At 36.3% G+C, this 12,885-nt stretch carries 9 protein-coding genes; 5 read left to right on the top strand and 4 right to left on the bottom strand.

Translation table 11 applies throughout. The features are described from left to right. The first annotated feature begins 47 nt into the window (after positions 1-47). From HBN50_RS01740 to HBN50_RS01730, 3 genes are read left to right on the top strand one after another with little or no spacing between them, the layout of a single operon-like run. Positions 48-659 carry an arylesterase gene (locus HBN50_RS01740; RefSeq protein WP_273867418.1) on the top strand — a complete coding sequence of 204 codons (612 nt, stop codon included), beginning with the start codon at positions 48-50 and terminating at the stop codon, positions 657-659. Continuing rightward, complete coding sequence (locus HBN50_RS01735) at positions 656-1,321, top strand: ABC transporter ATP-binding protein (protein WP_273867417.1); 666 nt, start codon at positions 656-658, stop codon at positions 1,319-1,321. The genes HBN50_RS01740 and HBN50_RS01735 overlap by 4 nt, the downstream gene beginning before the upstream one ends. After that, a complete protein-coding gene (locus HBN50_RS01730; RefSeq protein ID WP_273867415.1) occupies positions 1,311-3,827 on the top strand; it encodes an ABC transporter permease in 2,517 nt (838 codons plus the stop codon). The genes HBN50_RS01735 and HBN50_RS01730 overlap by 11 nt, the downstream gene beginning before the upstream one ends. 47 nt (positions 3,828-3,874) lie before the next feature. Here the strand turns inward: HBN50_RS01730 and HBN50_RS01725 are convergent, their stop codons facing one another. Further along, entirely contained in the window at positions 3,875-4,945 is a 1,071-nt protein-coding gene (locus tag HBN50_RS01725) for a YceI family protein (protein WP_273867414.1), read from the bottom strand. 100 nt (positions 4,946-5,045) lie between these two features. On the opposite strand from HBN50_RS01725, the gene HBN50_RS01720 reads away from it, so the two are divergent. Both HBN50_RS01720 and HBN50_RS01715 read left to right on the top strand, forming a co-directional pair. Next, positions 5,046-6,482, top strand: a complete 1,437-nt coding sequence (locus HBN50_RS01720) for an aminotransferase-like domain-containing protein (RefSeq protein WP_273867412.1) — start codon at positions 5,046-5,048, stop codon at positions 6,480-6,482. Between the two features lie 18 nt (positions 6,483-6,500). Next, a complete protein-coding gene (locus HBN50_RS01715) occupies positions 6,501-7,901 on the top strand; it encodes a family 1 glycosylhydrolase (RefSeq protein ID WP_273867410.1) in 1,401 nt (466 codons plus the stop codon). A gap of 26 nt (positions 7,902-7,927) precedes the next feature. Here the strand turns inward: HBN50_RS01715 and HBN50_RS01710 are convergent, their stop codons facing one another. The 3 genes from HBN50_RS01710 to HBN50_RS01700 all read right to left on the bottom strand — a co-directional run bounded on the left by HBN50_RS01710 (position 7,928) and on the right by HBN50_RS01700 (position 12,671). Continuing rightward, entirely contained in the window at positions 7,928-9,505 is a 1,578-nt protein-coding gene (locus tag HBN50_RS01710) for a BCCT family transporter (protein WP_273867409.1), read from the bottom strand. Between the two features lie 278 nt (positions 9,506-9,783). Beyond that, on the bottom strand, positions 9,784-10,563 hold the full coding sequence (locus tag HBN50_RS01705; RefSeq protein ID WP_273867408.1) for a hypothetical protein: 780 nt from the start codon (positions 10,561-10,563) through the stop codon (positions 9,784-9,786). After that, a complete protein-coding gene (locus HBN50_RS01700; RefSeq protein WP_273867407.1) occupies positions 10,560-12,671 on the bottom strand; it encodes a hybrid sensor histidine kinase/response regulator in 2,112 nt (703 codons plus the stop codon). Before HBN50_RS01700 ends, HBN50_RS01705 begins: the two co-directional genes overlap by 4 nt. Positions 12,672-12,885: the final 214 nt, after the last annotated feature.

The following is a 12,885-nucleotide window of genomic DNA, read 5'->3' as shown; positions in this document are numbered from 1 at the left end:
AAGAGAGTGCCTAGATGTTAGAATTTAAAAAACATTGAGGAGCTCTTTTGAAGTCACTATTTCTTACGATATTATTCTTATTTTCTTTTCAATCATTAGCGCAGACCGTTCTCTTTTTAGGTGATTCTTTAACCGCTGGTTATGGAATAAAAAAAGAACTCTCCTACCCGTATCTCGTAGGTAAACAAATCAATAAAGAATTAAGTAAAGAAGTCAAAATTCTCAATGGAGGCATCAGTGGATCAACAAGTGCATCAGCTGTTAGTCGCTTAAAATGGTATCTAAGAGCAAAGCCTAGCATTATACTATTGGCCCTTGGTGCCAATGATGGTCTTAGAGGTGTTAAGCTGGAGGCCACGAAGAACAATCTTGAAAAAGTAATTAAAATGGCAAGAGACAATGGCATCCACGTCATACTTGCAGGAATGCTAATGCCACCGAATTATGGGAAAGACTACGTTGATGGCTTTAAAAAGATCTATGACGATCTTAAAACAAAATATAAACTTGATATGATTCCATTTCTTTTAAAAGATGTGGCCGGAATAAGAGAACTTAATCAAGCAGATGGAATTCATCCGAATGAAAAGGGTCATCAAATCATGGCCAACACAGTTAAGCCCTATTTACTCACGGCCCTCAAAAAGGATAAAAAATGATTCTTCAAGCAAAGAATATTTCAAAATCTTATCACCAAGCTGAACAAAAGCTTCAAGTGCTTAAAGATCTAAACCTTGAGGTTTCAAGTGGAGAGACCATAGCAATTCTAGGAAAATCAGGGAGTGGAAAATCAACACTTCTCTCACTTCTATGTGGTATTGACCGTTTCGATGAAGGAGAGATTCTCTATGCTGATAAAAAAATCTCAACTCTTTCTGAAGATGAAATAAGCTATCTAAGAAGTCACCACATTGGTGTCATTTTCCAACAATTTCATCTCATTGATCACCTAAATGCTCTTGAGAATGTCATGTTGCCCATTGAGATCAAAGGTGAAGACAATCCTGAGCAAAAGGCCAAGCAACTCCTAGAAAAAGTAGGGATGGCCCATAGAGAAGCTCACTTTCCTAGCGAGTTAAGCGGTGGAGAAAAGCAAAGAGTTGCCATAGCAAGAGCTCTTGCAACGACTCCAAGAATTCTACTTGCAGATGAGCCCAGTGGAAGCCTCGATGAGAAAACGGGAAATGAAGTAATGGAGTTGATTTTCGATTTAGTTAAATCAACTGATATGTCTCTTATTCTCGTAACTCACGATCCAGAGTTAGCAAAAAAGTGTCAAAGAACTCTGATTTTAGAAGAAGGAAAACTCAATGCTTATTAGACTCATTAAACGAGAACTAAAAAGCTCTCCGCGCTTTATCTTCTTTTTTATATTGAATCTTGCCATTGGTCTGATGGGACTGAGTGCAATTGAGATATTAAAAACAAGCTTTGATTCTCAACTTAAAGAGCGTTCAAAAAGTATCTCAGGATCAGACCTTTCTATAGGTGCGCGCAGAAAGATTGAAGATAAGCATGTAAAAATCGTCAAAGAAAATCTAGATTTCAGTGATCACTCTCTCGTCCTATCGATGTTTTCTATGGTTAGAAAGGAAGATAAGAGTAAACTTATTAACTTACGAGTCATCGAAGATAACTTTCCTTTCTATGGTAAAATTGTTTTAGAAGATGATCAAAGTCTAAGAAACATTGAAAAGAACCACGTCTATGCCTACCCTGAATTAAAGTTTCAACTGGGACTTACTCTTGGATCAACTCTAAAAATTGGTTCAGGAACTTTCATTGTTAAAGGTTTTATTAAAGACGATGCTCAACAGAATTTGCAAATGGGAGCACTGGCCCCAAGGATGTACATATCTTCAGCAGGACTGAAGTTAAGTGGTCTCAATCAAGCTGGAAGTACAATCTCATATACTCACCACTTTAAATTAAGAAATGCAAAAATTGATCAAGAGAAATTAAGAGAGAAAATAACGAAAGCTCTCGATGAACCATCTATTAGGGTCAACACACCTAAAACCTCCTCTCAGCAAGTGGGAAGAGTTCTTGGCTATCTCAATGACTTTTTAGGACTTGTTTCTCTCGCAGGGCTATTCTTAGCAACTTTTGGACTCGTCTATCTATTTAGAGGCTTCCTCCATGGCCGAAGAAAAGAAATTGCTATTATGAAGTTTCTCGGGCTTAAGAAGTCTCAGGTACAAAAAGTTTATTTTGGCGAATTATTTTTTCTTGGAACAATTGGAAGTTTACTTGGTGTCATTCTAGGGACTGTTCTCTCACTTATACTTTCAACATTTATAGCAAATGCCTTGGCAATTGAAATTCCAGTAAGTCTTTTCAACCTCCAATCTCTTGTCGTTTTTCTTATTGGAATAATGGCAACACTAACGATTGCTCCAGCACTCGTTATCCCCTACACGAATATAGATCATAAAGTTCTTTTTTCATTTGATGAACAAATGAGCTCAAGTTTAAAAGATAAGCTTCTTTATTTACCTGTTCTTCTTTTTTACTGGCCTCTAGCAATCTATCTGGCCCACTCTTTTCTCATTGGAAGCTTATTCATTGGAATCATCTTTCTCTTTGTTCTACTGGCATTTCCTTTGGGTGCTACGATTTTATCAAAGTTATCACACATTCAATGGAGAGGATCTCTTGCAAAGAAATTGTCATTAAAGTATTTAATTCGACACAAGATTTCGACCCTCTTTATTTTTTGTTCACTAACACTATCGACACTATTTATCGCTTTGATTCCTTTGATTAGGACGAATCTTCAAGAAGAGATCAGTCCCTCAAGCTCTCGAAGCCCAGTATTTTTCCTCTTTGATATCCAAGAAGATCAAAAAGAGAACCTACTGGAGCTCCTTAAAAAACTTTCATTAGAAGATTTAAATACCTCTCCTATGGTTCGATCAAGACTGCTCGAAATCAACGGAGAGCCTCTTAAAACATCAACAGAGCAAGCGCTAACCAGAGAAGAACAACGCGCCATACGCATGCGCAATAGAGGGATTAATCTCAGTTACAGAGGATATCTCGATGCCAGTGAATCTCTTGTCAGAGGACGACTTCCAAAAGCGGTCAAGGAGTTTAATCTTGAAGAGCCAGCAGAGATCACTTTAGAGCGACGTTATGCAAAGAGACTCGGTGTAGATCTTGGAGATACACTTCTCTTTGATGTCCTCGACTTGCCTATTAAAGCGAAGATTGTCGGAATTAGAAATGTAAAATGGACAAGTTTCATTCCAAACTTCTTTATCAATTTTGGAGAAGGCGTTCTTGAGTTGGCTCCAAAGTCATATCTTATGGCCGTGACGGCTAAAGATACTGTCGATCTCAATCAGGCCCAAACTGAAATAAGTAACCTCTTTCCAAACGTTTCTATTATTGATGTTAAAAGAGTCATTGAAAAAATAAGTTCCATCATCTCAAGTATGGCCCAGATTCTCGTTGTCATGGCGATTCTCACTCTTTTAGTTGGATTACTTGTTATATATTCACTTATTAATCATCAGTTTAAATTGAGACAAAAAGATATTCACCTCTTAAAGGTTCTTGGAATTCAAAGTAAAGATATCGAAAAGTCGTTAACGATTGAAATTCTAATCCTATCGGCGACCTCTCTTTTTGTGGGAATCCTCATTGCAGAATCAGTGGCCTTCTTTTTATCAAAAATCGTTTTTGATACGATTCCAACAGTTGGCTCTCTTTCATCTTTAGGGATCTTCTTTTTAACACTGGGATTTATCTACTTAATCTCACGTATGATCATTCGATCTGTCAGTAGAAAAAAACCTTCAGAAATTTTTGCAGAAATAGATTGATATAAAGAAGTGGTCTGCGCCTGAATTCAGACCACTTCTTTTAGCCATTATTTAAAAATAGCTATTGAAAATTGCATAAAGTCATCGAAAGTTACGATATAGCTACAGAGAAAGAAGCTAAAACATAGAAGAAAATGAAGTGTGTACTTAAGCCCTGTATTTTCAAAACTTCTCGAAACCATTTTAAATAGAGAGATTGTTCCAAAAAGAGCTAAGACACCTAGAAACATAGAACTTAAATAATAGGCAAATGTCTCTCTTTCAAAAAGAATATAGCCATACTTATGAGATTTCGATTCATCAACCATCCCTTTTGCAGATCCGACATTATCTAGTTTCTCTCTAGAGCTTGCAGATTCTTTTTTCTGATAAGTTGGAATCTCGACAGTTCTTGTTTCTTTAATGATTTCAAAAGCTGGTTTTTCTCCAGAGAGTTCAACGTACTCCTCACGAGAAATCTCACCTCGTGAAAGCTTCTCACGTAAGCGAATCACTTTTGTATCGGGAATTTTATGTTTACTAAACGGAGTTAGTCTTCCCTGTGGCTGCATTTGAAAGGCAAGATCAATTTCAACTTCACGCCCGACAAGATAGCCAGAAGCTTCTAATGTCTTATTCCATTGAAGATCAAAGTCCTCTCTATTAATTTTACCCTTGAGAGTAAAGAACATATTTTCATAACCCCAAGTATCTTTTTGTAACTCAGTTCTCTTTCCCTTGAAAGTAACTTCTTTCGTTACTCCATGCATCGAGAGATCACCAATGACAGTAATATCATACCCCTCATACTTAACCTTCTTTCCTTTAAAAGCGATTTTAGGAAAGTGCTCTACGGCAAAGAAATCATTTTCACGTAAATGCTGATCCCTCATTTTATTACCTGTGAAAATAGATTTCACATCGAGCTCGACATAGATATTAGAGATTGAGTCTTCCTTTCTGTTATAGTTCATAGAACCCTGAAATCTCAGGAATCGTCCAGAAACCTCTGAAAACTGCATATAAGGTACTGTGAAATTCACATGAGAGTGATCTTTATTAATCAGCCACTTATCTCCAGCAGAAACCTGAAATATCGAAAAGAAACATAAATAAATTAAAAACATTTTCTTTGGCATCTGTTTACTCCATAAAATCTTTCTTTATCTCGCCTATTCTATCGCTCTTTAGTTAAATATAACAGTTTCAGTTTCCATCTTTTTTAGGTATAACAGATGAATGAATGCAAAGCGTGAAGCCAAGTTTATTAAGATCGCAAATCTCATTAGCGACTCAATCCTAAACAAAACCTACACTATAGGGGAGCGACTCCCATCGGTGCGCGAATTATGTGATAAATTTAGTTGTTCTCATATGACGGCCGTCAATGTTTACATCGAATTAGAAAGAAGAGACTTAATTGAAACCAGGCCACGCTCTGGCCACTACGTAAAAGATAATCAAAGTTCAAAGACCCCACTTGAAACGTTGAATAAATCCAAGGAGAACTTAGAGAGTCTCAGTTACAGTAACCTCTTGGCCCATCTCCTAGAAACAGAAAGTGCCCCTCAAATTCTACCTCTTGGAACAGCGGTTCGCCTTGAGAGTTATCTTCCTCTAAAGAAAGTTATTAATTCTGTTTCCCTTAGACAGTCCTCTTTTATGAACCTCAATGGAAAGTATGCCTACCCTCCAGGAGAAGAAGGTCTTAGAACCGAGATAGCAAAGAGACTACAACTGAGAGAAAATAATGTTAGTGCCGCTGACATTATAACAACTTTTGGTGCAACAGAAGCGCTCTTTCTCTCGCTCAAACTCCTTACTCGCCCAGGAGATAAAGTGATGGTTCAAGTCCCTTGTTTTTTTGGGACACATAATATTATCGATCAGCTGGATTTAGAGGTCATTGAAGTTCATGAAAAAGAGAATAAGATAAATTTAAAAAAGATTCAGTCTCTCCTTAAGAAGAATCCAGATATTAAGGCCGCTATATTTCAGGTTAATTATAATAATCCAACGGGCCTAACTCTTTCAGATGAAGAAAAAAAGAAATTATTTAATCTCTTTCACCAATATTCAATTCCACTAGTTGAAGATGACACTTATGGAGAACTCTCCCATCAGGGAAAAAATCTTACTAACCTCAAAAGCTATGATCATAAAAATGAACTCGTCTTCTCTTGCAGTAGCTTCTCTAAAACAATTGGACCAGGATTTCGTGTCGGTTGGGCAGTTGTTCCAAAGAAGTATTTCAATGAATATAAACGATTAAAATTGGCGACAACTTTTTCCGGCGTGATCATTCACGAGAAGATGATAGAGAACTTCTTAAAAGATGGTCATCAATATGATCGTCATTTGAAAAAGCTTAACAAGAGTTTTGAACACAATATCGAGCAAATTACTAACTATATTGAGACTCATTTAAAGGACATCGTCAGCATCAATAGACCAGAAGGAGGCTTTTGTCTCTGGTTACAACTTCCTAAGAAAGTTGATTCATTTGAACTCTATAGAGAGCTCATTAAAAAGGATGTTGCAATATCTCCTGGGCATATCTTTAGTTCGAATAAAACCTATAAAAACTGCATTAGGATCAATTGTGGAATTTCTCCGGATAAAAAAGTAGAGAAGGCCATAATCCTAATCAAATCCCAACTTGAATTGATGCTTTAGTTTTTTTAAAATAAACTAATGAAGATTCTAGTTCTCTTTTTTATCTCTATTACAACTTTTGCAACACCCTATTCATTTCCTGAAGACTTTTTCTTTGCCGTTGCCAATGCTCCAGGACATGTGGAAGATCAGCTAGATGATATGTGGCTAGACTTTGCAAAGAATGGTCATGTTCGTGCTTATCATAATCAAGATTCTCCAGAGAAAAGACTCCAATTTTGGACTAAGCCTGAAGTTGAAATCAAACTTGCTAAAGAATTAGGAATCCAAGTCATAAGAATTGGTATCGATTGGAATCGAATAGAACCACAAGAGGGCCAATTCGATGAACAAGCACTAAATCGTTATCTTGAAATATTTAAGCTGATCAAAGAGAATGATCTTAAAATTATGCTAACCCTCTTTCACCACTCAGAACCTAAATGGATGCTCAAAAAGAAAAGTTGGCTCTATCCTAAAGCAAAAACTAGATTCTATGAGTTTTCAAAGATCATTTTAGAAAGAGCTCATCCTTATATCGACTATCTCATCACTTTTAATGAGGCCAATGTTTATTTACTTTTGGGTATGGTCGATGGTCTTTGGCCAAGTCCTTTTGAGTCAGGAAGTTATTTTCGCTTTTTAAATCTTGGACTCTACAAAGGTTCTTATTACAAGGCCTTTGATCAAATTATCTTGGCGCACAAGTCCATTTATCAATTGGCCAAAAGTTATAAGATTCCAACAGGAGTTGCTCATAATTTTGCTAAATATAAAGCTGATAATATTTTACTTTCACCTATGGCAAGGATCTTTAACTCCACAGTTAATTTTGAATTTATTGATGAGATAAAAGATCATCAAGACTTTATTGGGGTGAATTACTATGGGAAAGAATTCATTGGCTTTAAAGGGCCAAGCATTAGAGATGATCGAGAGTATAGTGAAGCCGGTCGATCAATTTCACCACAGTCTTTTGATAAGATTTTGAACGAAATACAGCTTCGCTATAACAATACTCCCGTTATCATTACTGAAAATGGTATTGCCGATAATGAAGACTATCTACGTCCAAGTTATTTACTCTCCCACCTAAAAGTACTCTCAGAGAGAATTAAATTGGGTCAAAAAGTTCTCGGCTACGTCCATTGGACTTTAACTGATAACTGGGAATGGGCAGATGGTTATTGCCCAAAATTTGGTCTTGTTAGTGTCGACAGAAAAACAATGAAAAGAACAAAGAGATATAGTTTCAATCTCTATCGTCAAATCATCTCAAAAAAAGAAATAGATGATTTTCAAATTAATAAAGAGTGGTCTCAATTAAAATCACATTGGAACTCTAAGAGATCTTTTTGTCGTAGTCTCAAAGATGGTAAAACACCACTTGATGAGGCGTTATTGATTCCCTATAAAAAAGTAGATTGGAAAAACCAATAAAAAAGGCCAACTTAATGGCCTTTTTCTTATGTCGTTAATGGTTTTTCAGATTGAATTGACCGTTCATCCTCTTCGGACTCTGTCTCAAAATCAAGTTCTAATCCCAAGGCCTCCGCCCTGAGCTCTCGATAGAGACTCAAACAAATAAAGAGTATGACCACACAAAATGGAAGGGCAACTGTTAGAGAGGCCATTTGTAAGGCCTTAAGACCTCCTGTCCAAAGAAGAACAGCAGCAACGATACCTTCCATAAAGGCCCAATAGACTTTTTGATGTGTCGGAGGATTTGGATCACCTCCAGCAGTAATCATATCAATAACAAATGAGCCCGAATCACTTGAAGTAACAAAGAAAGAGAAAACAACTAAAATAGCAAGAACACAAGTAATCTGTGACATTGGAAGGTTCTCTAAAAAAGCATAAAGAGAAACTGCAACATTGCTATTGACCATTGTCTCGAGCTTATCCGATCCATCTTTAATCATAGAAATGGCACTCTCCCCAAATACAGTCATCCAAAAGAAAGTAAACAAACTTGGGATAAAAAGAACTCCTGAAACAAATTCTTTCAAAGTTCTTCCCTTAGAGATTCTTGCGATAAACATTCCGACAAAGGGAGACCATGCAATCCACCAACCCCAGTAAAAAAGTGTCCATGAGCCCATCCAAGTCCCATCGTTACGAGCCCCAGTACTAAAAGTTAGTTGAGGTAGGTTTCTAATATAAGTACCAATATTTTCAACGTAGAGATTCATAAGATCATTGGGGTGTCCTGCAAAGAAAACAAATAGGAGTAGACCAATGGCAACAATAATATTGAATTCAGAAAGAAGCTTAACCCCTTTATCGATACCTGTAACAACAGAAATTGTGGCCACGAGGGTAATAAAAGCAATGAGTCCTACTTGAACAGTTTCAGAAATTGGAACTCCAAAAACATAATTTAAACCAGAGTTAATCTGAGTAACACCAAAGCCAAGAGAGGTGGCAACTCCAAAAAGTGTACCTACGACAGCTAGAATATCAATAAGGTCACCTAATCGCCCTTCAATAGCTTTTCCAAACAAGGGATAGAGTGTATAGCGAATACTCAATGCTCTTCCCTTTCTATAAGTACCATAGGCAAGAGCTAGTCCAATGATGGCATAAATCGCCCATGCATGGAGTCCCCAGTGAAAGAAAGTAATATTCATGGCCTTAGCTGCATCAGTAGATGCCGTTAAAGTTTTTCCCGTTGGAAGGTTTGAATAGTGCATGATCGGCTCGGCAACACCATAAAAAAGAAGGCCAATTCCCATTCCAGCACTAAAGAGCATTGCCATCCAACTTAGAAAAGAAAATTGAGGCTTCTCATTATCTTTACCTAAGCGAATATGACCGTACTTTGTAATAAGAAGCCAACCACTAAAAATAAGAAAAATAGCGACGCCACCGATGAAGAGCCAACTAAAATTATGAATAATAGCCGTGTGAACTTTTGTGAAAAGCTCAGTCGAGCCTTTCGTGAAGATCACTGACATTAGTACCAATGACCAAATAATCAGAGATGATCCGATATAAACATTTGGGTTAATAACCCATCTGATTTTCTTAAAAAAAGACATAGAAATCCCTTAACTTCAATTTAGAAGTACTCAATTTTAAAAACATATAATTGAAAAAAGTGAATGTTAGTTCTGTTGTTTGAACTTCAGCCTAAGGCCTCACTAAACCCATGTCAAAAAAACTTAGGAATCTTTAAGCTTCATTAAAATGCTCTAAGCAAGCGTAAACACTGATATATCCTTGAGCTTACGGCGATCAAGCTTTGAAAGATTTACACGATATTTCAAAAAATGATCGGCCTTTTAAAAATAATGTGGACAAAATTTGAAAATGGAACTCAAAAATCTAAGAAATAAGAAAAGAGATCGGGGTAAAGGTAGTGAAATCCACTTTCCTTAGAGAGTTCATTGGAAACAACTTTATAAGATCCATTTTCTTTAGACCAACGGGGTAATTCCATCTGATAATGTTGCATTAGTTTTCCGTAGAATTCTCTTTTTTCTAAATGGGTGTCACTACAGAGATTAAATACACCCTTTCGAATCTTATTCTCAAGAATAAATTGAATAAAACGGGCAACGTCATTTGAGTGAACAAGATTAACAGGAGAAGAACCACCTTGAACTTCACGTTTTTGTTCAATCGCCTTTTTAAAAAAGTTAATAGGATTTCTCTTCTCATCCACAAGACCGGCAGGCCTTAAAATAACGACATCTCTTTTAATTGATTCTAAGAACTCTTCTAGTTCAATTAAACTTGCACTATTACGACCAGTGCCTTCTCTAGGTGAATACTCTCTAACAATCCCACTACCATACACAGATGTTGAACTCGTAAATATCCAAGGAATATCTATAGAGCTCTTTTCGTGCATTGAGATCAAAAAATTGAGATAGTGCTCTCTTGGAGGCAATAAGAAGAGAACAAAGTGATAATCTTCAAAAAGTCGAGGATCAAAATCCTCTTGCGCTAGCTCTAAAGAAATAATCTCAATATCTTCTTCTTGCTCACTAGGTATTATTCTCTTTGTACCAAAGAGTTGAAATTCACTTTTTAATAGTTCCACAACAAAGCCAGAAACATGACCATGCCCAATAATGAGTCCTCTATTTTTCAAATTTTCTTCTCTATATGTAAGTAGTTTAAGCAAGCAATTAAATCATCTTCATTAATTGGCTTTGATAGATACTCATCCATGCCAGCTTCAAGACATTTTTCTCTATCGCCTCTCATAGCATTGGCAGTTAGAGCAATAATCGGAATATGTGTTTTAATGTCTTCTTCCAATTCCCTTATTCTCTCTGTCGCCTCAAAACCATTCATATTAGGCATTTGACAGTCCATGAAAACAATATCGTAAATCCCTTTTTCAAATTCCCTTAAAACTTGAACTCCATCTTCTGCAATAGTAATAACCTTAAAACCGAGTTTATGCAATTTACCGCGTGTTACGATTTGATTAATTCGATTATCCTCAGCGAGTAAAACTTTAAATTGGTGCGGTTCAAAGAGAAGTGTTTTCGAAGTCTCGACATGCTCAACTCTTTGTCCTTCTTTTATAGGAATAAGAACTCTAAAAACAGTTCCTTTATTAAAATCACTTTCAAGCTCAATTCGACCACCCATCAGCTCAACAATCTTTTTAGAAATGGCCAATCCTAGTCCTGTTCCACCAAATTTTCTAGAAGTGGAAAGATCAGCTTGGACAAAGGATTCAAAGAGTTTCTTTTGATCATCTTCTTTAATGCCAATTCCAGTATCGGAAACCTTAATCTCTAAGAGACTTTGTCCATATGGCCTAAGATCGATTTCAACTCTCCCCTTTTCAGTGAACTTTACAGCATTTCCAGCGAGATTCGTAAGAACTTGGCCAAGCCTCTTTGAATCCCCTTTAATATAAAGAGGGAGTTTTGAATCAATATGATAGGAAAAAGAAAGGTTCTTATCATGGGCCTTTAACGATATGGGATAAAGAATCGTTTCTAAGAGTTTAGCTAAATCGTAATCCTCTTCCATTAAGTCGAGCTTACCTGCCTCAACTTTAGAAAAATCTAAAATATCATTAACGATGTAGAGAAGGTGGTTTGCGACCTGATGAATCGAAGTGAGCTTTTCTTTTGTTTTAGGAACTATCTTGTGATCCTCTAACAGCATTTCACAAAGCCCTAATATCCCTGAGATCGGCGTTCTAATTTCATGTGACATATTCGCAAGAAATTGACCTTTTGCTAGACTTGCATCTACCGCTTCTCTCTTTGCCACTTCTAATTTTTTAAACATAAAGAAGATCGTATTACTTAAAAAGAAAACGATGAGCATAATAATTGTAAAGATCACTAAGATATAAACAGGAAAGTCACTACGATAGTCACTGTAAGAGAGTACTTTCCAAGTTTCACTAAAGACTTCGAACTCTTGAACATTATATAGATACTTCTTGCCATCAATAGCGACATACATTTCATCAATAATAACAAAATTCTCTATACTACTAGGCTCAACATCTCCATAGCGTTTAAGATCATAGATTCGATCTCGTTCACTAAAGGCATCAATATTCTTATACAACCACTCTTTTCTATTGGTTGCAAAAACATCTCCTTGCGGATTAACCAGAGTGATAAATTCTTCATGAGCATTCATTATGCCATCGAGATTATCTAAGTTCATTTTGAGAACGATAACTCCGATGATTTCACCTTTCTTTTCAGGCATCTGATAAACAGGTGCTGAATAATAAACACCCCTTTTTTTCGTAGTCACTCCTAAGGCGGTATAAACGTAGGGAATTCCCTTAATGGCCTTTTTAAAATAAGGCCGAAAAGAATAATTTCTTCCAAGTAAACTCTTTCCCTCAGTATAATCGGTCGACTGAATAACAACGCCCTCTCGATTTATGAGATAAACAATTGATGCGCCAGATTCATTTTGAATACTATTGAGTAAAGTAGAGACATCTTTTTCTACATCATAACCTTGAAGAGAGGCCTTTAAGATAGGATCGTTAACACCAACGATTTTTAAAATATTATGGCGTTCATCATAGAAGAAGTTTTGCTTAATCCCTCTGGCCAACTGTGCATTTGATAGTTTTAAATCATTCTTCTCACCTCTTATATAGAGGTGATTAATGAGATAGCCCCCAGCAAAAGCAAAGATCAAAATCAGAAGATTCAGTCCAATGGGAAAGCGAGACTTTGAAATAAGATCATCGTTAGTGTTCATATATTGTTAATATTATATAGAAAGGATTTAGAATTAAGGATTTAAATCAGCTAAATTCTTAATTAATTTAAAATCAAGACCTTATTTCCGTAACTTCAACAACATCCGTGAATATTTCCTAAGATTCTTGTCACATTTCCCCTTAAGAAATCACTAAGAGAAAAGGCGCATAATCAAGATTATTATGAAATACAAAAAGTTGCATGCCCATGCG

The organism is Halobacteriovorax sp. GB3, assembly GCF_028649655.1.
In the GTDB taxonomy this organism is placed as follows: domain Bacteria; phylum Bdellovibrionota; class Bacteriovoracia; order Bacteriovoracales; family Bacteriovoracaceae; genus BSW11-IV.
This window is presented reverse-complemented; position numbering and strand designations above follow the sequence as displayed.

Bases quoted from the DNA above. Each gene is read 5' to 3' on its own strand.
- HBN50_RS01700 (WP_273867407.1), bottom strand. From the start codon at position 12,671: ATGAACACTAACGATGATCTTATTTCAAAGTCTCGCTTTCCCATTGGA.
- HBN50_RS01715 (WP_273867410.1), top strand. From the start codon at position 6,501: ATGAAGATTCTAGTTCTCTTTTTTATCTCTATTACAACTTTTGCAACA.
- HBN50_RS01730 (WP_273867415.1), top strand. From the start codon at position 1,311: ATGCTTATTAGACTCATTAAACGAGAACTAAAAAGCTCTCCGCGCTTT.
- HBN50_RS01710 (WP_273867409.1), bottom strand. From the start codon at position 9,505: ATGTCTTTTTTTAAGAAAATCAGATGGGTTATTAACCCAAATGTTTAT.
- HBN50_RS01735 (WP_273867417.1), top strand. From the start codon at position 656: ATGATTCTTCAAGCAAAGAATATTTCAAAATCTTATCACCAAGCTGAA.
- HBN50_RS01720 (WP_273867412.1), top strand. From the start codon at position 5,046: ATGAATGCAAAGCGTGAAGCCAAGTTTATTAAGATCGCAAATCTCATT.
- HBN50_RS01725 (WP_273867414.1), bottom strand. From the start codon at position 4,945: ATGCCAAAGAAAATGTTTTTAATTTATTTATGTTTCTTTTCGATATTT.